Source organism: Pseudomonas sp. F9001 (genome assembly GCF_013385435.1).
In the GTDB taxonomy this organism is placed as follows: Bacteria; Pseudomonadota; Gammaproteobacteria; order Pseudomonadales; family Pseudomonadaceae; genus Aquipseudomonas.
On sequence record NZ_JACAPX010000024.1, the window covers coordinates 177,149 to 198,702 of the forward strand.

Genomic DNA, 21,554 nt, shown 5'->3' on the forward strand with positions numbered 1-21,554 from the left:
AAAGCCCCGGGTTCTCGGGGCTTTTTTCTGTCGGTTGTATCAGAGCGGGAGGTAGGCCTTCACACCGTCAATCACGCCTCGCATATCTTCCGCGCCCAAGCGCGGCACGAAATACTCTCGCCCAGTGGTCCTGGTCTTTCTGTGCAGTTTGTCCAGTCGTTCGAAACTGACCGTGTAGATCATGTCGCATTTCACCCACAGCGCTTTATAGCCATCGGTATGCAGTGGATTGGTTCGCAATAAATGGTGCCAGTCGTGCTGTATGTCAGGCGCTGTGGAGGAAATCGGGACCACTGTGCACAGTTTTCGGCTGTGGGTGACAGTCGGCGAGATCACAACGACTTTGCGGATCTTCAGCATTTCGGGCGCTACAAAGCCCCGAGTGAAGTCGCACAGAAGAACATCGCCTTGTTTGGGATGGTAGTAGAGAGGCAATCGTTGATTCCGCGGAAAAAGCAAAGCCGCCCGAAGGCGGCTTCATTCGACACGCAGTGGAGCTTGCTTCGCCCCTTCTGCGCCGCTGGATCAACCCCGAAAAGGATCCAGACTCCTGCCAGCTTGCGCTGGTGACGGAGCGAGTATGAGCATTGGGAAAATCGAATTCAAGCTGGCTTGCGTCATGGGCCGCCCAGTTGCAGCGGATTCTTGATGGCTGACTCGATTTAATCAATGGGGTCGGGGGTTCCGTGCCGTGCCTTATGTGTATCAAGGCATGGCACGGCACCGGTTTGCTGCTTAGTAACTGGTCTCGGGCAAGCTGGCGATGATCGAGCGATAGCTGTTCATCCGCTGCTGCTGCACGCGGCCGTCTTCCAGTGCCTTGAGCAGGGCGCAACCCGGCTCGCGGTCATGTTTGCAGTCGCGGAAGCGGCAGGTGCCGATCAAGTCGTTGAACTCGATAAAGCCCGCTTCAACATCGGCACGGCTCACATGGCCCAGGCCGAATTCACGGATGCCGGGGGAGTCGATCAGTTCACCGCCGCCCGGGAAGTGGAACAATCGCGCGGTGGTGGTGGTGTGGGTGCCCTGGCCGGACAGCTCCGACAATGGACCCACACGGGTTTCGACTTCCGGCAACAGGCTGTTGACCAGGGACGACTTGCCCACGCCCGACTGGCCGACGAACACGCTGATGCGCCCGTCCAGTTCAGTCTGTAACTGTTCCATGCCATTGCCGTGATGCGCCGAGACTTCCAGTACCGGGTAGCCGAGGGTGCGGTACACCGCCAGCAACGCGTTGAGCGCCGGGGCGTTCTGTTCGTCGATCAGGTCGAATTTGTTCAGCAGCAACAGCGGGCGAATGCCGGCGTGTTCGGCGGCTACCAGGTAGCGGTCGATCAGGTTGGCATGGGGCTCAGGCAGTGGCGCGAAGACAATGACGATCATGTCGACGTTGGCCGCTACCGGCTTGAGCTGGCCACGGCTGTCGGGGCGACGCAGTTCGGTGGTGCGCGGCAACTGGGCGACGATCACGCCGATGCCCTGGTTGCCGGCACGCCATACCACCTTGTCGCCGGTCACCAGCGCAGGCAGGTTGGCGCGCAGGTGGCAACGGAACACCTGGCCGGCGTGATCGCCTTCGGTGGCCTCGACTTCGACCTGCACACCGAAGTGCGCGATCACCAGGCCCGTTTGCTCGGGGCCCAGGTCGCCACCCTCAAGCGCTTCCACGGCGGAGGATTCACGTTTGGCGGCGCGGGCAGCGCGTTCGCCCTGAATCTTTTCGATGCGCCAGTTTTGGCGACGGTTGAGCTGGCGTTTGGCCATTGGTGTTCCGTGTCGATAATGCAAAGGTTAGGTGAAACGGTCGCGAGTCTAGCACGCCCTGCCTGCTAAACTGCGCAGCTACGCCAAGGTGCCAAGGAACCACGACATGCAAAACCCACAGAACCTGATTTGGATCGATCTGGAAATGACCGGTCTGAACCCTGACACCGACGTCATCATCGAGATGGCGACCATAGTCACCGACAGCAACCTCAACACCTTGGCCGAAGGTCCGGTGATCGCGATTCACCACAGCGACGCGGTGCTGGCCACCATGGACGAGTGGAACACCCGCACCCACGGCAACTCGGGCCTGACCCAGCGTGTGCGCGACAGCCGCGTGAGCATGGCCGAGGCTGAAGCCGAAACCATCGCCTTCCTGGAAAAGTGGGTGCCCAAGGGCAAGTCGCCGATCTGCGGCAACAGCATTTGCCAGGACCGCCGCTTTCTCTATACCCACATGAAGGCGCTGGAAAGCTACTTCCACTACCGCAACCTGGACGTGTCGACCTTGAAGGAACTGGCCGCGCGCTGGGCGCCGGAAGTCAAAGACAGCTTCCACAAGGGCAGCACCCACCTGGCGCTGGACGATATTCGCGAGTCGATTGCCGAGCTGCAGCATTACCGCAAGCATTTCATCAAGTTCTAAAGCGGTAATACCTGAGCCCAGCGGGCTTTTGTGGCGAGGGGCTTGTCTGTGGCGAGGGGGCTTGTCCCCCGTTGGGCTGCGAAGCGGCCCTAAAATCTGACATCCCGATCTACCTGAAAACTCTATTGCCTTTAAAAGGGGCTGCTTCGCACCCCAACGGGGGACAAGCCCCCTCGCCACAACTTTGCAAGGATCGCCATCATGCTGCTGATGCTCTACCTCATCGCCATCACCGCCGAAGCCATGACGGGTGCCTTGTCCGCCGGGCGGCGCGGGATGGACTGGTTCGGTGTGGTGCTGATCGCCTGCGTGACGGCGCTGGGCGGCGGTTCGGTGCGTGACGTGTTGCTCGGCCACTACCCGCTGACCTGGGTCAAACACCCGGAGTACCTGGTGCTGACCTCCGTCGCGGCCCTGGTGACCATCTTCATCGCTCCATTGATGCGCCACCTGCGCTCGCTGTTCCTCGCGTTGGACGCCGTGGGCCTGGTGGCCTTCACCCTGATCGGCAGCATGACCGCCCTGGAAATGGGCCACGGCATGCTGGTGGCGTCAGTCAGCGGTGTGATCACCGGGGTATTCGGCGGCATCCTGCGGGATATCTTCTGCAACGACATTCCGTTGATCTTCCGCCGCGAGCTGTACGCCAGCGTGTCGTTCCTGGCCGCCTGGTTCTACATGCTGTGCATCTACCTTGAGCTGCCAAGTGAGCAATCGATCCTGCTGACGCTGTTCAGCGGCTTTCTATTGCGCCTGCTGGCGATCCGTTTTCACTGGGAAATGCCCAAGTTCGTCTACAACGACGACGTGCACTGACGTTCGGCGTGCTGGTTCAGCGCCCATTCCACATGTTCGCGCACCAGTTCCGAGGGGTATTCCCGACGCGCCTTCAGCGCTTCCAGCACCGGAATGCTTGATGGCGCATTGCCCAGGCCCACCGCCAGGTTGCGCAGCCAGCGCTCATAGCCGGCGCGGCGCAGGGGAGAACCTTCGGTGCTGCTGAGGAATTTGTCCTCGTCCCACATAAACAACTCGGCGAGCTCTGCGTTATCCAGGTTGTGCCGTGGCTTGAAATCGCCTTCGTCGGTAGGCCGCGCGAAACGATTCCACGGGCAAACGATCTGACAGTCATCGCAGCCGAATACCCGATTGCCGATCAGTGGGCGCAGTTCTTCGGGGATCGCGCTTTTCAGCTCGATGGTCAGGTAGGAAATGCAGCGCCGGGCGTCCAGCACGTAGGGCCCGACGAAGGCGTTGGTAGGGCAGATATCCAGGCAGGCGGTGCAGCGGCCACAATGTTCGGTGGCGTGGGGTGGGTCGACCGGCAACGGCAGGTCGACAAACAGCTCGCTCAGGAAGAAGTAACTGCCCGCCTTGCGATTGAGTACCAGGGTGTTCTTGCCGATCCAGCCGAGCCCGGCCTGCTCGGCGATGGCTTTTTCCAGCACGGGGGCGCTGTCGACAAAGGCGCGGAAGCCGAACGGGCCGATTTGCGCCTGGATGCGGTCGGCCAGTTGCTGCACGCGCTTGCGGATCAGCTTGTGGTAGTCGCGGCCCAGGGCGTAGCGGGAGATGTAGGCTTTTTCGGGTTTGGCCAGCAGTTGGGCCATTTGGGTGTCGCCCGGCAAGTAGTCCATGCGCAGTGAGACCACGCGCAAGGTGCCGGGTACCAGCTCCTCCGGGTGTGAGCGCTTGCTGCCGTGGGCGCCCATGTAGTCCATTTCGCCGTGGTAGCCGGCGTCGAGCCAGCGTTGCAGGTGCTGTTCATGCTCGGCGAGGTCGAGGCCGCTGATGCCCACTTGTTGAAAGCCCAGCTCGCGGCCCCAGTCTTTGATCGATTGGGCGAGGGCGGGCAGGTCGTAGGTAATAGCAGGCATGAACAAGAGAAACCGCAGGTTAGATGCGTATAATTCTGCCAGACATCGGAGCTTGAAGACGCATGCCGCAGACAAAACACGAAATACCCGACGTTCAGCACCTGTTGCCCGGCCAATTGCCGCAACTCGCTGCGCGTTCCCCGGACGCCCATAAAGGCCAGTTCGGCCATGTATTGCTGATCGGCGGCGACCGCGGTTTTGGCGGCGCCGCCTTGCTCAGTGCTGAAAGTGCCCTGCGCAGTGGTGCCGGCATGGTTTCCCTGGCGACCCGTAGCGAACACGTCGGTGCGGCGCTGGCGCGGTTGCCGGAAGTGATGACGGTGGGCGTGCACTCGGCCAATCAATTGATGGGCCTGCTGGAAAAGATTTCCGTGATCGTCATCGGCCCGGGCCTGGGCGAGGTCTCCTGGGGCAAAAGCCTGCTGTCGGTAGCGGCCAATGCCAGGCAGCCGCAAGTCTGGGACGCCGATGCCTTGAACCTGCTGGCGGCGGGCAGCGCCAGCCTGCCGGCCAATTGCGTGATCACTCCGCATCCTGGCGAAGCGGCCCGCTTGATGGGTATTTCGACAGCCGAGGTTCAGGCCGACCGCCTTAACGTGGCGCGCGCCTTGAGTCAGAAATTCAATGCGGTGGCGATCCTCAAGGGCGCCGGCAGCTTGATCGCCAGCCCGGACGGTCGGGTTGCCCGCTGCGATCAGGGCCATCCTGCAATGGCAACCGCTGGCCTTGGCGATGTGTTGGCCGGCCTGGTCGGTGCTTTGCTGGCGCAAGGCATGCCGGCATTTGATGCCGCCTGCCTGGCGGTCTGGCTGCATGCCACTGCCGGAGATCGCCAGGGTACCTACGGTCGCGGGCTGGCCGCCAGTGACCTGATTCCTGCCATTCGTCAGTTGCTGGAGGAGCAATCGCCGTGTCTGAAGTAGTTCTTTTCCTGCCTGATGAAGACGCCATGGTCGCCTTGGGCAACCGTATTGCCCGGGTCACTCAAGGCTCAGGGCTGATCTTTCTGGAAGGCGATCTCGGCGCCGGAAAAACCACCTTGTCCCGGGGCATCATTCGCGGGTTGGGGCACGCGGGTGCTGTGAAAAGCCCTACGTTCACCTTGGTAGAACCCTACGAAATCGGTGACGTACGAGCGTTCCACTTCGACCTGTATCGCCTGGTGGACCCGGAAGAACTGGAATACATGGGCATTCGCGATTACTTCGATGAGGACGCCTTGTGCCTGATCGAGTGGCCAGATAAAGGCACAGGCTTTTTGCCAAAGCCGGACCTGACCATTACCATTACCCCGCATAAGCAAGGACGTCAGCTGAAGTTGTTGTCCCAGAGCGCGCGCGGCGAGTCGTGGTGCGCCGCCTTGGCATTGGAATTCAAATAATTGATGGGGTTAGGTATGCGCTTTCGCGCGTTGGTTACTGTCGTAGGGGTGTTGCTTGCGGCAATGACTTTCAATGCACTGGCGGCCTCACAGGTGAAAAGTGTTCGCCTGTGGCGGGCACCGGATAACACGCGACTGGTATTCGACCTGTCCGGCCCGGTTCAGCACAGCGTCTTCACCCTCACGGCGCCTGATCGCCTGGTGATTGATATCAACGGTGCGACCCTGGCCGCGCCGTTGAAGGTCGCCATGGCCAATACCCCGATTACCGCGATGCGCTCGGCCCAGCGTACGCCGACCGACCTGCGGGTGGTCATCGACCTGAAAAAGGCCGTGACCCCGAAAAGCTTCGTGCTGGCGCCCAACGCGCAGTATGGCAACCGGCTGGTGGTCGACCTGTTCGACAACGCCGCCGATGCCGCGCCGCCGCCTGCGCCAACTCCAAGCGTCGCGACGATACCTGCGGTGCCGGTCAACCAGTCGCAACCCCAGGTCAAATTGCCGCCGCTGCCACCGGCTCCGGCGGGCAAACGTGACATTATTGTGGTCATCGATGCCGGTCACGGCGGCGAAGACCCGGGTGCCTCGGGCTCGCGCGGCCAGCATGAAAAAGACGTAGTACTGGCCATCGCCCGCGAACTGCAGCGCCAGATCAATGGCATGAAAGGCTACCGCGCCGAGCTGACCCGGACCGGCGACTACTTTATTCCGCTGCGTGGCCGTACCGAAATCGCCCGCAAGAAGGGCGCCGACCTGTTCGTCTCGATCCACGCCGACGCCGCCCCTTCGGCGGCTGCGTTTGGTGCTTCGGTGTTCGCCCTGTCTGATCGGGGTGCAACTTCCGAGACCGCTCGCTGGCTGGCGGACAGTGAAAACCGTTCCGACTTGATCGGCGGGGCCGGCAACGTGTCCCTCGACGACAAGGACAAAATGCTCGCTGGCGTATTGCTCGACCTGTCGATGACCGCCTCGCTGACCTCCAGCCTGAACGTCGGGCAGAAAGTCCTGAGCAACATTGGTCGCGTTACCTCGCTGCACAAACAGCGCGTGGAACAGGCCGGGTTCATGGTGCTCAAGTCGCCGGATATTCCGTCGATCCTGGTGGAAACCGGGTTTATCTCCAACTCCAACGAAGCCTCGAAACTGGCCTCGGCCAGCCATCAGCAGGCGTTGGCGCGTTCCATCAGCGCCGGTGTTCGCCAGTTCTTCCAGCAGAACCCGCCGCCGGGCACTTATATAGCCTGGCTGCGTGACTCCGGGAAAATCGCCCAGGGCCCGCGTGACCATCGCGTGCAGCCGGGCGACACCCTGGCGATGCTGGCGGTGCGCTTCCAGGTGTCAGCGGCAACCTTGCGCAGTGCCAACAACCTCAAGACCGATGAATTGAAGGTCGGCCAGGTGTTGACCATCCCGGGCACTGAACTGGCGGCGCAATAATGAGCGAAACAGTCTTGAGCAATACCTCGCGCATCGAGCTGCTAAGCCCGCGTCTCGCCAACCAGATCGCGGCGGGTGAGGTGGTCGAGCGGCCAGCGTCGGTGATCAAGGAGTTGCTGGAAAACAGTATCGACTCCGGCGCCAGGCGCATTGATGTCGATGTTGAGCAGGGCGGCGTCAAGCTGCTGCGGGTGCGCGACGACGGCAGCGGGATTTCCTCCGATGACCTGCCGCTGGCCCTGGCCCGTCACGCCACCAGCAAGATTCGTGACCTGGAAGACCTGGAGCGGGTGATGAGCCTCGGGTTTCGTGGTGAGGCCCTGGCCTCCATCAGCTCCGTGGCTCGCCTGACCCTGACTTCCCGCACCCGCGACGCCGACCAGGCCTGGCAGGTTGAAACCGAAGGCCGCGACATGGCGCCCCGGGTCCAGCCGGCGGCACATCCGGTGGGCACCTCGGTGGAAGTGCGCGACCTGTTCTTCAACACCCCGGCCCGGCGTAAATTCCTCAAGGCCGAAAAAACCGAATTCGATCACCTGCAGGAAGTCATCAAGCGCCTGGCCCTGGCGCGGTTTGATGTGGCTTTCCACCTGCGCCACAACGGCAAGACCATCCTCAGCCTGCACGAGGCCCATGATGATGCGGCCCGTGCGCGGCGTGTCTCGGCCATCTGCGGCGCGGGGTTCCTGGAGCAGGCGCTGCCGATCGAGATCGAACGCAATGGCCTGCGACTGTGGGGTTGGGTGGGTTTGCCGACTTTCTCCCGTAGCCAGGCGGACATGCAGTATTTCTTCGTGAATGGCCGGGCGGTGCGCGACAAGCTGGTGGCCCACGCGGTGCGCCAGGCGTATCGCGACGTGCTGTTCAACGGGCGGCATCCGACGTTTGTGCTGTTTTTCGAGGTCGACCCGTCGGTGGTCGACGTCAACGTGCACCCGACCAAGCACGAAGTGCGCTTCCGTGACGGTCGCATGGTCCACGACTTTCTTTACGGCACCCTGCACCGCGCCTTGGGCGATGTGCGGCCGGATGATCACCTGGCGGCGCCGATTGTCACGGCTGTTGTCCGTCCTTCAGGGCCGGAAGCCGGCGAGTTCGGGCCTCAGGGCGAAATGAGCCTGGCGGCCAACCTGCTGCAATCGCCGCAAGCCCAGCCGAGCTATACCGCACCAGGCTCAGGCGCCGGCGCCGGTTATCAATACCAGTACACCCCGCGTCCGCAATCGGCGGTGCCGGTGGCCGAGGCCCAGGCGGCCTATCGCGAGTTTTTCGCGCCGCTGCCCGGCGCCGAGCCAGGCGCTGCCTCGTTGCCGGAAGGCCAGGGCGACGTACCGCCGTTGGGTTACGCGCTGGCACAGCTCAAGGGTATCTATATTCTTGCGGAAAACGCCCATGGCCTGGTGTTGGTGGACATGCACGCCGCCCACGAGCGGATCATGTACGAGCGCCTGAAGATCGCCATGGCCAGCGAAGGCCTGAGCGGTCAGCCGCTGCTGGTGCCGGAATCCCTGGCGGTCAGCCAGCGGGAAGCGGATTGCGCCGAAGAGCACGTCAGCGTGTTCCAGAAGCTGGGCTTTGAGCTGCAACGCCTGGGGCCGGAAACCCTGGCTATCCGCCAGATTCCGGCTTTGCTCAAGCAGGCAGAGGCCAACCGGCTGGTGGCCGACGTACTGGCGGACCTAATGGAATACGGCACCAGTGACCGGATCCAGGCCCACATCAATGAACTGCTCGGCACCATGGCCTGTCACGGCGCCATCCGCGCCAACCGCCGGCTGGCCTTGCCGGAAATGAACGGCCTGCTGCGGGACATGGAAAACACCGAGCGCAGCGGCCAGTGCAACCATGGCCGCCCGACCTGGACCCAGATGGGCCTGGACGACCTCGACAAACTGTTCTTGCGCGGCCGTTGATGAGTGCCTTGCCCCCCGCAATCTTCCTGATGGGCCCCACGGCGGCCGGCAAGACCGACCTGGCCATCGAGCTGACCAAGGTCTTGCCGTGCGAGTTGATCAGTGTCGACTCTGCACTGGTTTACCGGGACATGGACATCGGCACTGCCAAACCTTCAAAAGAGCTGCTGGCCCAGTATCCGCACCGGTTGATCGACATTATTGATCCCAGCGAGAGCTATTCGGCGGCGGATTTTCGCATCGATGCGCTGGCCGCCATGGCCGATATCACCGCGCGGGGCAAGATTCCGCTGTTGGTTGGCGGCACGATGCTCTACTACAAGGCCTTGCAGGAAGGTCTGGCTGATATGCCGCCAGCTGATCCACAGGTGCGCGCCGAACTTGAAGAAGAGGCTGCGCGCCTTGGCTGGCAGGCCTTGCACGATCAGTTGGCCATTGTGGATCCGGTTTCCGCCGCGCGAATTCATCCCAATGACCCCCAGCGCCTGACGCGAGCGTTGGAAGTCTGGCGGGTCAGTGGCCAGACCATGACTGAACACAGGCTGAAACAAACTGCGCAAAGTGCTGAAGCAGGCGCCTCGGGACACTCACAATTGCCCTATACTGTGGCGAATCTGGCCATCGCTCCGACGGATCGCCAGGTGCTGCATGAACGAATTGCACAAAGATTCACAATTATGTTGGAACAGGGGTTTGTGGAGGAGGTCGTAGCACTGCGTTCAAGAGGTGACCTGCATCCAGGGCTGCCTTCGATACGTGCTGTAGGCTACCGCCAAGTCTGGGATCATCTGGATGGCAAGCTGACGTCAGCCGAAATGCAGGAGCGCGGCATCATTGCCACGCGCCAATTGGCGAAGCGTCAGTTCACCTGGTTGCGCAGTTGGAGCGATTTGCACTGGCTGGACAGCCTGGACAGCGACAATCTGTCACGCGCCTTGAAATACTTGGGAACGGTCTCCATATTGAGCTGAGTCCTTGCAATTGCCGTCTATCCTTGGGGGTGTGACGGCCATGAGCTATCTATTTTCCGATTTTTATTATTGATCCTTAAAGGAGTGCGGCACATGTCAAAAGGGCATTCGCTACAAGACCCTTACTTGAATACTTTACGTAAAGAGAAAGTTGGGGTTTCCATCTATCTGGTCAACGGTATCAAGCTGCAAGGTACGATCGAGTCGTTCGACCAGTTCGTGATCCTGCTGAAAAACACCGTAAGCCAAATGGTTTACAAGCACGCTATCTCGACCGTAGTGCCGGTTCGTCCAATTCGTCTGCCTAGCGCAACCGAAGAACAGGGTGACGCCGAGCCTGCACCAGGTAACGCCTGATAGGAGTCTCCTTTGTTCTTTGAGCGCCACGGTGGTGGTGAGCGAGTAATCCTCGTTCACTTGGATGGACAGGACCCTGAGGCGCGCGAAGATCCGCAGGAGTTTCAGGAGTTGGCAAATTCGGCCGGCGCCGAGACCGTCGCGTTTTTTAACGTGCCGCGTCATCGGCCAACCGCCAAATTCCTGATCGGCAGCGGCAAGGTCGAGGAACTGCGCGACCTGGTCCACGCCGAAAAGGCCGATCTGGTGATTTTCAATCACATCCTCACGCCCAGTCAGGAACGTAACCTCGAACGAGTTTTCGAGTGTCGCGTGATCGACCGCACGGGTCTGATTCTCGATATTTTCGCTCAACGCGCCCGTACCCATGAAGGCAAGCTCCAGGTAGAACTGGCCCAGCTTGACCACATGAGCACCCGGCTGGTGCGTGGCTGGACTCACCTTGAGCGCCAGGGTGGCGGCATCGGCATGCGCGGCCCGGGTGAAACCCAGCTGGAAACCGACCGGCGTCTGCTGCGGGTGCGCCTGCGACAGATCAAGGGCCGCCTGGAGAAGGTGCGCAGCCAGCGCGAACAATCGCGACGTGGCCGTATGCGTGCGGATATCCCGACCGTTTCCCTGGTGGGCTATACCAACGCCGGCAAATCCACACTCTTCAACAACGTGACGAAATCGGACGTGTACGCGGCCGACCAACTGTTCGCGACCCTCGACCCGACCTTGCGCCGTCTGGAACTGGACGACCTGGGGCCGATTGTCCTGGCCGATACCGTGGGTTTCATTCGTCACTTGCCCCACAAGCTGGTCGAGGCATTTCGGTCTACGCTCGAAGAGTCGAGCAATTCCGACCTGCTGTTGCACGTGATCGATGCGGCCGAACCGGATCGCATGTTGCAGATTGAACAGGTCATGGTGGTGCTGGGCGAGATTGGTGCCCAGGACTTGCCGATCCTCGAGGTCTATAACAAACTCGATTTGCTTGAAGGCGTTGAGCCACAAATCCAGCGCGACGAAAACGGCAAGCCCCAGCGGGTCTGGCTGTCGGCGCGTGATGGCAGTGGCCTGGAATTGCTTGAACAAGCCATTGCCGAGCTGTTGGGCAGCGATTTGTTCGTCGGCACCTTGCGCTTGCCGCAGCGTTTTGCTCGACTGCGTGCACAGTTTTTCGAGCTGGGCGCGGTACAGAAAGAAGAACACGACGAAGAAGGTGTCAGCTTGCTGGCCGTTCGATTGCCGCGCTCGGAGCTGAATCGGCTGGTCAGCCGTGAAGGCGTTGTGCCGACAGAGTTCATCGAACAACACACTTTGCAATAAAAGCCTGAGAAAGCGGTTGTGCCGCTGTGACAGGCATTCTGTAGCATTGGTCGGCGCGCCGTGGGTGCGTCTTTGCTTTATCAGATGGAGAGCGCTATGGCTTGGAATGAGCCGGGTGGCAACTCGAATAATCAGGATCCTTGGGGTGGTAAACGCCGCAATAATGGCGACCGCAAGGGGCCACCAGATCTCGACGAGGCCTTCCGAAAGCTGCAGGAAAGCCTGAATGGGTTGTTCGGTGGTGGAAAAAAACGTGGTGGTGACGAAGGCGGTCGTACGAGCAAGGGCGGTGGTTACGGCCTGCTCGGCATCGGCCTCGTCGTGCTGGCGGCCGTCTGGCTGTACAGCGCCGTCTATGTGGTGGACGAGCAGGAGCAAGCCGTGGTGCTGCGCTTCGGCAAGTACTACGAGACTGTCGGCCCTGGCCTGAACATCTACTTCCCGCCGATCGACAAGAAGTACATGGAAAACGTCACGCGTGAGCGTGCCTACACCAAGCAGGGCCAGATGCTGACCGAAGACGAGAACATCGTCGAAGTGCCGCTGACCGTGCAGTACAAGATCAGCAACCTGCAGGACTTCGTGCTGAACGTCGACCAGCCGGAGATCAGCCTGCAACATGCGACCGAAAGCGCCCTGCGCCACGTGGTGGGTTCCACCGCAATGGACCAGGTGCTGACTGAAGGCCGTGAATTGATGGCCAGCGAAATCAAGGAGCGCCTGCAACGGTTCCTCGACACGTACCGCACCGGTATCACCGTGACCCAGGTCAACGTACAGAGCGCAGCGGCACCGCGTGAAGTGCAGGAAGCCTTCGATGACGTGATCCGTGCCCGTGAAGACGAGCAGCGTTCGCGCAACCAGGCTGAAACCTACGCCAACGGCGTGGTGCCGGAAGCCCGTGGCCAGGCCCAGCGCATCCTTGAGGATGCCAACGGTTACCGCGACGAAGTGGTCTCCCGCGCCAAGGGTGAGGCAGATCGTTTCACCAAGCTGGTGGCCGAGTACCGCAAGGCACCGGAAGTCACCCGTGAGCGTCTGTACCTGGACACCATGCAGGAAGTCTTCAGCAACACCAGCAAGGTTCTCGTGACCGGCAGCAAGGGCGGGCAGAACAATCTGCTGTACCTGCCGCTGGACAAGATGATCGAAGGTGGTCGTAGCAGCACCAGCGCACCGGCTACCGGTTCCAATGCTGCTGCCAACGAAGCGAGCGCCCGTGCGGCCGCTGACCTGCTGCAACAGCAAACACGTACCAGGGAGAGTCGTTGATGAGCAATAAATCGCTGACCGCCCTGATTGTGGGCGTCGTCGTGGTCATCGCTGCCTGGAACTGCTTCTATATCGTGTCTCAGACCGAGCGCGCGGTGTTGCTGCAATTCGGTCGCGTGGTCCAGGCGGATGTCCAGCCGGGCCTGCATGTGAAAGTCCCCTACGTCAACCAGGTGCGCAAGTTCGACGGCCGCCTGATGACCCTGGATGCACCGACACAACGCTTCCTGACCCTGGAAAAGAAAGCTGTGATGGTTGACGCCTACGCCAAGTGGCGCGTCAAGGATGCCGAGCGCTTCTACACCGCGACCTCCGGCCTCAAGCAGATTGCCGACGAGCGTTTGTCGCGCCGTCTGGAATCGGGCCTGCGTGACCAGTTTGGTAAGCGCACCCTGCACGAGGTGGTATCCGGTGAACGTGACGCGCTGATGGCGGACATCACGCGTTCGTTGAATGCGATGGCGGAAAAAGAGCTGGGCATCGAGGTGATCGATGTTCGGGTCAAGGCCATCGACCTTCCGAAGGAAGTGAACCGCAGCGTGTTCGAGCGTATGAGCACCGAGCGTGAGCGCGAGGCTCGTGAGCACCGCGCCAAGGGTAACGAACTGGCAGAAGGGATCCGCGCGGATGCCGACCGTCAGCGTCGCGTACTGTTGGCTGAAGCCTATCGCGAGTCTGAAGAGGCCCGTGGTGATGGTGATGCTCAAGCCGCTTCGATCTACGCCAAGGCCTATGGCCAGGACCAGGAGTTCTACGCGTTCTACCGTAGCCTGCGCGCCTACCGTGAAAGCTTTGCGAACAAAACCGACGTCATGGTGCTGGACCCAAGTAGCGATTTCTTCCGCTACCTGGAAAAGTCCAAGTAACCCGCATGTAGTCTGAGAATCGCTCCGTCGGGCGGCTAAAATGCCGGGCGGGGTGATCCTTTCAGAAAACGGGTGTATGATGCGGCAGCCGGGAAATTCCCGGCTTTTTTGCGTCTGCATGTTTGATTGTGGTTTTGCTCCGCAGGCGCCACAGGTTTTTCGAGGAAAGTGCCCGACGAGGCCGATTGTTGGTCGTTCGTCACGTCGCTCTTGCGCGTGGTTTATGCAGGGGCCGGGTATTTTCTGCTTCACTCAAGGCTCGCCCGAGGGCTGGCCGCCCGGATCATAGGGGAATGGCGTAATGGCAACGGTAGACCGCTGGCTGCTGCCAGATGGCATCGAAGAAGTACTGCCACCAGAAGCTGCGCGCATTGAAATCGCGCGCCGCCAGGTGTTGGATCTGTTCCAGAGCTGGGGTTACGAGTTTGTCGTGACTCCGCATATCGAGTACCTGGAATCCCTGCTGACCGGCGCGGGCCAGGACCTGGATCTGCGCACCTTCAAGGTCATCGACCCGCAATCGGGCCGGCAAATGGGCTTTCGTGCCGACATCACGCCGCAAGTAGCGCGCATTGATGCGCACACCCTGCGTCGCGAAGGGCCAAGCCGCCTGTGCTACGCCGGCAGCGTGCTGCATGCGCAACCGCGTGCGTTGTCGTCGTCCCGCAGCCCGATCCAGTTGGGCGCCGAGTTGTACGGTGATGCCAGCCCGAGCAGCGACGTGGAAGTCATCAGCCTGATGCTGGCCATGTTGCAGCTGGCCGATGTGCCGGATGTGCACATGGACCTTGGGCATGTCGGTATCTACCGCGGCCTGGCCCGTGCGGCCGGCTTGTCGGGTGAAGTGGAACAACAGTTGTTCGATGCCTTGCAGCGCAAGGCCATCGATGAAGTGATTGCCCTGACGGCGGGCGTGCCTGCCGACCTGGCCGGCATGCTGCGTGCGCTGGTGGATCTGTGTGGCGGCCGTGAAGTACTGACCGCCGCCCGTGATCGCCTGGCGAATGCGCCGGCTGATGTATTGGCGGCCCTGGACGATGTGCTGGCGATTGCCGAGCAGTTGTCTGCGCGCTTCCCGCAGTTGCCGCTGTATTTTGATTTGGGTGAGTTGCGCGGCTACCACTACCACACCGGTGTGGTGTTTGCGGTGTTTGTCCCGGGTGTTGGCCAGGCCATCGCCCAGGGCGGACGTTACGACGATATCGGCGCCGACTTCGGTCGCGCTCGTCCGGCGACCGGTTTTTCCACCGATTTGAAAACCCTGGTGACCCTGGGGCGTGCTGAGGTCGTGCTGCCGTCTGGTGGCATCTGGATGCCCGACAGTACGGACGCAGCACTCTGGCAGCAGGTTTGCCAGTTGCGCAGTGAGGGTCAACGTGTGGTCCAGGCCTTGCCTGGGCAGCCATTGGCCGCCGCCCGTGAAGCGGACTGCGACCGGCAATTGATTCAGCAGAATGGGCTTTGGCAAGTATCGCCACTGGCTTCTTGAGTTTTCCTGCCGGCCGCTGCCGGCACCAAGTTTGCGCGAATGAGGACAAGTGTTATGGGTAAGAATGTCGTAGTCCTGGGCACCCAATGGGGTGATGAGGGCAAAGGCAAGATCGTTGATCTGCTGACCGAACATGCTGCCGCCGTAGTGCGCTACCAAGGTGGCCACAACGCTGGCCACACCCTGGTCATCGATGGCGAAAAAACCGTCTTGCACCTGATCCCGTCGGGTGTACTGCGCGAAGGCGTGCAGTGCCTGATCGGCAACGGCGTGGTGGTTGCACCTGACGCCCTGCTGCGCGAGATCACCAAGCTGGAAGAGAAAGGCGTGCCAGTGCGCGAGCGCCTGCGTATCAGCCCTTCCTGCCCGCTGATCCTGTCCTTCCACGTTGCGCTGGACCAGGCCCGTGAAAAGGCCCGTGGCGAGCTGAAGATTGGCACGACCGGTCGCGGCATCGGCCCGGCCTACGAAGACAAGGTTGCACGTCGTGGCCTGCGTGTGGGCGACCTGCTCAACATGCCGCGCTTTGAAGACAAGCTGCGTGAACTGGTGGATTACCACAACTTCATGCTGGTGGGTTACTACAAAGAGCCGGCCATCGAGTTTGAAAAGACCCTGGCCGAGTGCAAGGAATACGCCGAGCTGCTCAAGCCGCTGATGCTGGACGTGACTGCCGAGCTGCACGACCTGCGTCGCGCCGGCAAAGACATCATGTTCGAAGGCGCCCAGGGCTCGTTGCTGGACATCGACCACGGCACCTACCCGTACGTCACCAGTTCCAACACCACCGCTGGCGGCGTTGCGACGGGTTCGGGCGTTGGCCCGATGTTCCTGGACTACATCCTCGGCATCACCAAGGCATACACCACGCGTGTAGGTTCGGGTCCATTCCCGACTGAACTGTTCGACGACGTCGGCGCGCACCTGGCCAAACAAGGCCACGAGTTCGGCGCGACGACCGGCCGTGCCCGCCGTTGTGGCTGGTTCGACGCCGTTATCCTGCGTCGCGCTATCGATGTGAACAGCATCTCGGGCATCTGCCTGACCAAGCTGGACGTACTCGACGGCCTGGAAACCATCAACATCTGCATCGGCTACAAGGATGCGGAAGGCAAGGACGTTGCCCCGACTGACGCGGACAGCTACGTAGGCCTGCAGCCTGTGTACGAAGAAGTGCCAGGCTGGACCGAATCGACCGTGGGCGCCAAGACCCTGGAAGAACTGCCAGCCAACGCCCGCGCTTACATCAAGCGCGTCGAAGAGCTGATCGGTGCGCCGATCGACATTATTTCGACGGGCCCGGACCGCAACGAGACCATCGTTCTGCGTCACCCGTTCGCTTAATAAGCTGTTGATGTAAAAAGCAAAGGGCTCCTTCGGGAGCCCTTTGTCGTTTCCGCCCGGTAAACGGCACGACCCTTGCTATGGTTCTTTCTTTCGCGGTGCTATCAAATTAATGGCACCCGTGGTGGAGGGATTCCCAGTGTCTGCCGTTCTCTCATTGTTACAAAGCCGGCTGTTGCGGCCGGTGTTCGTTACCCTAGGTATCGCTCTTTTGGTGCAAGTACTGGTGGCCGTCGCCCTGACGCGAAGCACCGTCACTGCATTGGAAGCTGATTTGGGCAATCGCCTGGGCGTCGACAGCCAGAAACTGTCCGGCGAGTTGGCGCAAGCCGGCAAGGAAGTGACATCCAGCCTGGACAGTCTGTCTTCCAGCACGCGCCAGCGTCTGACGGCGGGGCTTTCCACGCGCCTGCAGGAAGAGCAGAAGCAACTGCGTGCGACCCTGGAAAAAGACCTGCAGGACTCTGCCAATGACATGGCGCAACTGCTCGCCTCGGTGGCGCCGCGCGCCATGTGGGACAGCGACGTGCCGACGCTGTCGGAATTCGCCCGCAGGGCCCAGCGCAATCCCAACGTGTTGTTTGTGGTGTATGACGACGCGGCTGGCGAGCACCTGACCCGTTACCTTAATCGTGAAAACCCGATCAACCAGGCGCTGCTGGAAAAGGGCAAGGGCGAACGTGCCCTGGATAAAGTGCTGGATGCGGCGAAGAATGATCCCTCGGTGTTCTACGTCGAAGCGTCCATCAGCCCCAATGGCGTAGAGATCGGTAAGGTCCGCATGGGGGTTTCGACTGCCTCGGTCGAGGCTGACCTGGCCGCGCTGGACAAGCGTTTTGCTGCACTGATTGCCAGCGGTGACCAGTTGGTGGGCGACAGCCTCAAGGGTGCCGCGGCTGACAGCGCGGCGGCCATGGGCGCGCGTTTGCAGTCGGCGCAAGCCACCGCCACCCAGATGACCGCCAATACCACCAGCGCCGTGCAAGAGGCGGCGGGCACCTTGCGCTGGCGCATCGGCATGGGCCTGGCGGTGGTAGGTTTTGGTGTATTGCTGTTGATTGCTGTAGTGCTCGGCCGTCGGGTGGTCAATCGCCTGAAGCTGCTGATTGCAGCGATGGACGATCTGGCGGCAGGCGAGGGCGACCTGACCAAGCGTGTGCAGATCAATAGCCGGGACGAAATCGGCGACATGGCCTCGGCGGTCAATCGCTTTGTGGATAAGTTGCAGCCGATCGTGCGTGAAGCCGGTGATGTGGCCCAGCGTACCGGTGTGGAAATCGGCGCGATGACCCTGCGCAATGCGGGTGCCGATGCGGCCGCCGGCTTGCAGCGTGATGAGGTTGCCGAAAGCCTGCGGGCGCTGTCGCAAATGGCGGATGAGGCCCAGGCGGAAAGCCATGCGATGCAGGCGGCCTTGCAGCAGGTGGTGGATATTCGCCAGGCGACTGATGAAAATTCCCGCACTTCAGCCGAAGTCGGCAGCTTGATCGAGGCGTTGGCGGGGCAGGTGCAGGCCGGTTCCAAGGTGATCGAGCGGCTGGCGCAGCAGAGCGAGCAGATCGAGGTGGTGTTGACGGTGATCCACGGGATTGCCGAGCAAACCAACCTGCTGGCGCTCAACGCGGCTATTGAGGCGGCGCGAGCCGGTGAGACCGGGCGCGGCTTTGCGGTGGTGGCGGACGAGGTTCGCGCCCTGGCCAGTAAAACCCAGAGTTCTACCGGCGACATCCAGGCCCACATCGTGGCCTTGCAGCAAGGCGCCCGTGAGGCCGTGGAAACCATCGGCAAGGCCGGGCGCCAGGCCAGCGAGGGTTTGCTGGTATTACGCGACAGCGTGCGCCTGCAGCAGTCGGTACAGGCCTCGGTGGAGCAGGTGCATGCAGCGATTGGCCTGGCGACGCGGGCGGCTGAGCATCAGGCGCAAGGCGCGCATGCGGTGCGTGGGCGGGTGGAGATCATTCATGCCCAGGCCGAGCGCGCGGCTCAGGCAGTGGTGGAGACGACCGCCAGTGGCAAGGTGCTGGATGGGTTGGCAGCGCAGTTGAAGGCGAGCCTGGGGCAGTTCAGGGCTTGATGTCGCCTGTTTCGGCCTCATCGCAGGCAAGCCAGCTCCCACATTCGACCGAGTTCCAACTCTGGAATGCGCTCAAATGTGGGAGCTGGCTTGCCTGCGATGGCTGATTCAGCGGCTCAGATACATCCGGGTCGTCAGCAGATACACCGGCAGCCCCGACACTAGAATCAACAACGCCGCATACGGCGCCGCTGCCGCGAATTCCACATTCGAGGTGTGCGCCCACACGGCAGTCGCCAAGGTATTCAGCCCGGTCGGACTAAGCAGCAACGTCGCCGTCAATTCCTTCATCGCATCCAGGAATACCAGCGCAAACGCCGCCCCCAATGCCGGGAAAATAATCGGCAGCGTCACCCGGCAAAACGCACTGAACGACGACGCGCCCAGCGTTCTCGCCGCCTCTTCCAGCTGGGGTGCTGCCTTGTTCAGCGCCGTGCGGATCGGCGCCTGGGCCAGGGGCAAAAACAGCAGCGCATAAGCGATCAGCAACAGCGCCGACGTTTGATACAGCGCCGGCACGTAATGCAGGGCGAAATACACCAGTGTCAGCGCAATCACCAGGCCGGGCAGGGCGTGCAGCAGGTACGGCAGGCGCTCGGCCCATAGTGCGAGCTGGCCCTTGTAGCGCACCACCAGCAAGCCCACCGGCACGGCAAACAACAGGCAAAGCGCGGCGCCACCCAGGGACAGCGCCAACGAAGAAAGCAGCGCCTCGCTGATCTCGGCTACCGGAAATGCCGCCGAACTGCCCACTGCCAGCCAATAACCGAGCATGCCCAGTGGAATGCCGCTGCCGATGATCGCCAGGAGCAGGCAATACAGCTGCCCCAGCGCCGCCCATTTGCCGAGTCGAACCTGTTCGGCATGCCGCGCCGCGCCCTGGCCGGTACGCACGTGTCGGCCCTTGCCGCGCACCCGCAGCTCCAGCCAGAGCAGCGTCAGGCACATCACCAGCAGCACCGCCGAAAGCATCGCCGCATTGGCGTTGCTGAACTCCAGCTCGAATTGCTGGTAGATCGCGGTGGTAAACGTCTGCAAGCCGATGATCGACAGCGCGCCGAACTCCACCAGCATATGCAGGGCAATCAACAGTGCCCCGGCCAGCAGCGACGGCCACAGCAGCGGCAAGGTGATGCGAAAGAATACGCCCCAGCGATTCAGTCCGAGGGTGCGGGCCGATTCTTCCAGGGATGGATCAAGATTGCGCAGGGTTGCCGCCACCGGCAGAAACACCAGCGGGTATTTGGACAGGGTCATCACCAGGATCGCTCCGCCCAACCCTTCAAAGTTGGCGCTTAACGAAACCCAGGTAAAGCTGCTGACAAACGCCGGCACCGCGAACGGCAGGCACAGGATCACCCCCCAGATCCGCCGCCCCGGCAGGTTGCTGCGTTCCAGCAGCCAGGCCAGGGACAAGCCGATCACGCCGCAGGCCACGGTGACGCCGACCATCAGCGCCAGGGTGTTGCGCAGCAACCCGAATACATAGGGCCGCCACAGCAAATGCACCGCCTCGGCCCATCCTGCTTGCCAGGCCTTGAGGCCGACATACGCCAGCGGCAACAGGCTCAGGCCTACCAGCAGCAGGACTGGTAGCAGCAACCAGATCGAAGGGCGTTTGCGTCTCGGCGTAAAACCCCCGCGCAAGGCGGGGGCGGGGAGCGATGGGTTCATCAGTTCAAGCCAACGTCACGTTCCAGTTCCAGGGCTTCTTCGGCGTTGCCCAGGTCGGCAGGGGTGACTTTCGGCGGTTGCAGCTCGCTGAAAGGCTTGAGGCCGCGGTTGGATTCCATGCCCTTGCGCAGCGGGTATTCGGCGGAAGTGTTAGTGATCACCCGCTGGCCTTCTTCGCTGGCCATGAAGGCCAGCAGTTGCTGGGCTTCCTTTGGATGCTTGCTGGATTTCAGTGCAGCCGCGGCAGACACGGTGATCAGGCCACCGGCATCGCCGTTGGTGAAGTAGTGCAACTGCGAATCCAGGTTGGTTTTTTCTTTCTTCAGGGCGAACCAGTAGTAGTTGTTCACCAGCACGGTGGCGACTTCGCCATTTTCCACGGCCTTGAGCGCAACCATGTTGTTGCTATAGACCTTGCCGAAAGCGCGCAGGCCGGTCAGCCACTCTTCAGCCGCTTCGCGACCGTGCAGCTTGATGATCGCTACGGCTTGTTCCTGGAACGCGCCGCTGGTGGGCACGAAACCGACCTTGCCTTGCCACTCGGGCCCGGCGAAATCCAGTACCGACTTGGGCAGGTCTTTTTCGGCGATCAGCTTCGGGTTGAAGGCCACGACGCGGGTGCGTGCGGTCACGCCCATCCAGGCGCCGTTGGCGGCCACGTATTCCTTCGGCAGGACGTCGAGGGTGCTGGCGTCGATGGTTGCCAGCAGGCCTTGCTCGCCGAGTTTATTCAGCGGCGGCGATTCTTCGGTGTAGATCACGTCGGCAGGGGAGCGGTCACCTTCTTCGACGACCTGGCTGGCCAGCTGGTTGCTGCTGCCCTTGCGCACATTGACGTGGATGCCGGTCTTGGCTTCGAAGGCCTTGGCAAGTTCATCGCCGACCTCCTTGTGTTGGCCGTTGTACAAGGTCAGTGCAACCTTATCGGCAGAATAGGCGGCGGGCGAGAGCAGGGTCAGGCCGAGCAGAGTGATGGTCAGGCCACGCAGAAGGGATGTCTTGAGACGGGTATCGCGGATCATCATCCGGGGTTTTCCTCACTTGAGTGCAACAAATCCTTACAAGGATAAACGATAAAACTTCTCAAGTGCGGACGAGGGGGGAAATCACCGGTCAGGTTTTCAAACCCCGGAAACGAAAAAACCCGCTTTCGCGGGTTTGATCTGAAT

General features: G+C 61.5%; 19 protein-coding genes. 14 read left to right on the plus strand and 5 right to left on the minus strand.

Annotated elements, in window-relative coordinates:
• Positions 1-39: 39 nt before the first annotated feature.
• Both HX818_RS22450 and rsgA read right to left on the minus strand, forming a co-directional pair.
• Positions 40-435 carry a type II toxin-antitoxin system PemK/MazF family toxin gene (locus HX818_RS22450; protein WP_102370214.1) on the minus strand — a complete coding sequence of 132 codons (396 nt, stop codon included), beginning with the start codon at positions 433-435 and terminating at the stop codon, positions 40-42.
• 300 nt (positions 436-735) lie between these two features.
• A complete protein-coding gene (rsgA, locus tag HX818_RS22455) occupies positions 736-1,767 on the minus strand; it encodes a small ribosomal subunit biogenesis GTPase RsgA (RefSeq protein WP_003217530.1) in 1,032 nt (343 codons plus the stop codon).
• Between the two features lie 106 nt (positions 1,768-1,873).
• On the opposite strand from rsgA, the gene orn reads away from it, so the two are divergent.
• Together orn and HX818_RS22465 are read left to right on the plus strand one after the other, a co-directional pair.
• A complete protein-coding gene (orn, locus tag HX818_RS22460) occupies positions 1,874-2,416 on the plus strand; it encodes an oligoribonuclease (protein ID WP_003217529.1) in 543 nt (180 codons plus the stop codon).
• Positions 2,417-2,614: 198 nt separating this feature from the next.
• A complete protein-coding gene (locus tag HX818_RS22465) occupies positions 2,615-3,232 on the plus strand; it encodes a trimeric intracellular cation channel family protein (protein WP_172834585.1) in 618 nt (205 codons plus the stop codon).
• Here the strand turns inward: HX818_RS22465 and queG are convergent.
• Complete coding sequence (queG, locus tag HX818_RS22470) at positions 3,211-4,293, minus strand: tRNA epoxyqueuosine(34) reductase QueG (RefSeq protein WP_003217527.1); 1,083 nt, start codon at positions 4,291-4,293, stop codon at positions 3,211-3,213. The genes HX818_RS22465 and queG overlap by 22 nt on opposite strands.
• 62 nt (positions 4,294-4,355) lie before the next feature.
• Here queG and HX818_RS22475 point away from each other — a divergent pair, with 62 nt between their 5' ends.
• From HX818_RS22475 to HX818_RS22530, 12 genes are all read left to right on the plus strand, one after another.
• The gene (locus tag HX818_RS22475) at positions 4,356-5,216 is read left to right on the plus strand and encodes an NAD(P)H-hydrate dehydratase (protein ID WP_177020764.1); all 861 of its coding nucleotides are present in this window, start codon (positions 4,356-4,358) and stop codon (positions 5,214-5,216) included.
• Positions 5,204-5,674 carry a tRNA (adenosine(37)-N6)-threonylcarbamoyltransferase complex ATPase subunit type 1 TsaE gene (gene tsaE / locus HX818_RS22480; protein WP_003217524.1) on the plus strand — a complete coding sequence of 157 codons (471 nt, stop codon included), beginning with the start codon at positions 5,204-5,206 and terminating at the stop codon, positions 5,672-5,674. The genes HX818_RS22475 and tsaE overlap by 13 nt, the downstream gene beginning before the upstream one ends.
• Before the next feature lie 3 nt (positions 5,675-5,677).
• Positions 5,678-7,111 carry an N-acetylmuramoyl-L-alanine amidase gene (locus HX818_RS22485; protein ID WP_202948682.1) on the plus strand — a complete coding sequence of 478 codons (1,434 nt, stop codon included), beginning with the start codon at positions 5,678-5,680 and terminating at the stop codon, positions 7,109-7,111.
• Between the two features lie 14 nt (positions 7,112-7,125).
• Positions 7,126-9,024, plus strand: coding sequence for a DNA mismatch repair endonuclease MutL (mutL, locus tag HX818_RS22490; RefSeq protein ID WP_177020803.1), 1,899 nt, complete (start codon positions 7,126-7,128; stop codon positions 9,022-9,024).
• The gene (gene miaA / locus HX818_RS22495; RefSeq protein WP_003217518.1) at positions 9,024-9,995 is read left to right on the plus strand and encodes a tRNA (adenosine(37)-N6)-dimethylallyltransferase MiaA; all 972 of its coding nucleotides are present in this window, start codon (positions 9,024-9,026) and stop codon (positions 9,993-9,995) included. The genes mutL and miaA overlap by 1 nt, the downstream gene beginning before the upstream one ends.
• A 93-nt stretch (positions 9,996-10,088) precedes the next feature.
• Entirely contained in the window at positions 10,089-10,352 is a 264-nt protein-coding gene (hfq, locus tag HX818_RS22500; protein ID WP_003217515.1) for an RNA chaperone Hfq, read from the plus strand.
• A 12-nt stretch (positions 10,353-10,364) separates the two neighbouring features.
• On the plus strand, positions 10,365-11,666 hold the full coding sequence (gene hflX, locus HX818_RS22505) for a ribosome rescue GTPase HflX (protein WP_003217514.1): 1,302 nt from the start codon (positions 10,365-10,367) through the stop codon (positions 11,664-11,666).
• A 96-nt stretch (positions 11,667-11,762) separates the two neighbouring features.
• On the plus strand, positions 11,763-12,938 hold the full coding sequence (gene hflK / locus HX818_RS22510) for an FtsH protease activity modulator HflK (RefSeq protein WP_087692480.1): 1,176 nt from the start codon (positions 11,763-11,765) through the stop codon (positions 12,936-12,938).
• Complete coding sequence (hflC, locus tag HX818_RS22515; RefSeq protein WP_003217510.1) at positions 12,938-13,804, plus strand: protease modulator HflC; 867 nt, start codon at positions 12,938-12,940, stop codon at positions 13,802-13,804. Before hflK ends, hflC begins: the two co-directional genes overlap by 1 nt.
• Positions 13,805-14,105: 301 nt before the next feature.
• Positions 14,106-15,293 (plus strand): ATP phosphoribosyltransferase regulatory subunit, encoded by a 1,188-nt coding sequence (locus HX818_RS22520; RefSeq protein ID WP_177008316.1) that lies wholly within the window; start codon positions 14,106-14,108, stop codon positions 15,291-15,293.
• A gap of 54 nt (positions 15,294-15,347) precedes the next feature.
• Positions 15,348-16,637: an adenylosuccinate synthase gene (locus tag HX818_RS22525; RefSeq protein ID WP_003217505.1), complete on the plus strand. Its 1,290-nt coding sequence runs from the start codon at positions 15,348-15,350 to the stop codon at positions 16,635-16,637.
• Between the two features lie 139 nt (positions 16,638-16,776).
• Entirely contained in the window at positions 16,777-18,711 is a 1,935-nt protein-coding gene (locus HX818_RS22530; protein WP_008439098.1) for a methyl-accepting chemotaxis protein, read from the plus strand.
• 108 nt (positions 18,712-18,819) lie between these two features.
• Here the strand turns inward: HX818_RS22530 and HX818_RS22535 are convergent, their stop codons facing one another.
• Together HX818_RS22535 and HX818_RS22540 are read right to left on the minus strand one after the other, a co-directional pair.
• Positions 18,820-20,385: an iron ABC transporter permease gene (locus tag HX818_RS22535; protein WP_134325640.1), complete on the minus strand. Its 1,566-nt coding sequence runs from the start codon at positions 20,383-20,385 to the stop codon at positions 18,820-18,822.
• The gene (locus HX818_RS22540) at positions 20,385-21,410 is read right to left on the minus strand and encodes an extracellular solute-binding protein (RefSeq protein ID WP_008439094.1); all 1,026 of its coding nucleotides are present in this window, start codon (positions 21,408-21,410) and stop codon (positions 20,385-20,387) included. Before HX818_RS22540 ends, HX818_RS22535 begins: the two co-directional genes overlap by 1 nt.
• Positions 21,411-21,554 lie beyond the last annotated feature (144 nt).

Excerpts from the sequence above, each read along its gene's own strand:
- miaA (WP_003217518.1), top strand. The coding sequence starts at position 9,024 with ATGAGTGCCTTGCCCCCCGCAATCTTCCTGATGGGCCCCACGGCGGCC.
- hfq (WP_003217515.1), top strand. The coding sequence starts at position 10,089 with ATGTCAAAAGGGCATTCGCTACAAGACCCTTACTTGAATACTTTACGT.
- orn (WP_003217529.1), top strand. The coding sequence starts at position 1,874 with ATGCAAAACCCACAGAACCTGATTTGGATCGATCTGGAAATGACCGGT.
- HX818_RS22525 (WP_003217505.1), top strand. The coding sequence starts at position 15,348 with ATGGGTAAGAATGTCGTAGTCCTGGGCACCCAATGGGGTGATGAGGGC.
- HX818_RS22485 (WP_202948682.1), top strand. The coding sequence starts at position 5,678 with ATGGGGTTAGGTATGCGCTTTCGCGCGTTGGTTACTGTCGTAGGGGTG.
- rsgA (WP_003217530.1), bottom strand. The coding sequence starts at position 1,767 with ATGGCCAAACGCCAGCTCAACCGTCGCCAAAACTGGCGCATCGAAAAG.
- HX818_RS22540 (WP_008439094.1), bottom strand. The coding sequence starts at position 21,410 with ATGATGATCCGCGATACCCGTCTCAAGACATCCCTTCTGCGTGGCCTG.
- hflK (WP_087692480.1), top strand. The coding sequence starts at position 11,763 with ATGGCTTGGAATGAGCCGGGTGGCAACTCGAATAATCAGGATCCTTGG.
- HX818_RS22475 (WP_177020764.1), top strand. The coding sequence starts at position 4,356 with ATGCCGCAGACAAAACACGAAATACCCGACGTTCAGCACCTGTTGCCC.
- HX818_RS22520 (WP_177008316.1), top strand. The coding sequence starts at position 14,106 with ATGGCAACGGTAGACCGCTGGCTGCTGCCAGATGGCATCGAAGAAGTA.
- HX818_RS22535 (WP_134325640.1), bottom strand. The coding sequence starts at position 20,385 with ATGAACCCATCGCTCCCCGCCCCCGCCTTGCGCGGGGGTTTTACGCCG.
- queG (WP_003217527.1), bottom strand. The coding sequence starts at position 4,293 with ATGCCTGCTATTACCTACGACCTGCCCGCCCTCGCCCAATCGATCAAA.
- hflC (WP_003217510.1), top strand. The coding sequence starts at position 12,938 with ATGAGCAATAAATCGCTGACCGCCCTGATTGTGGGCGTCGTCGTGGTC.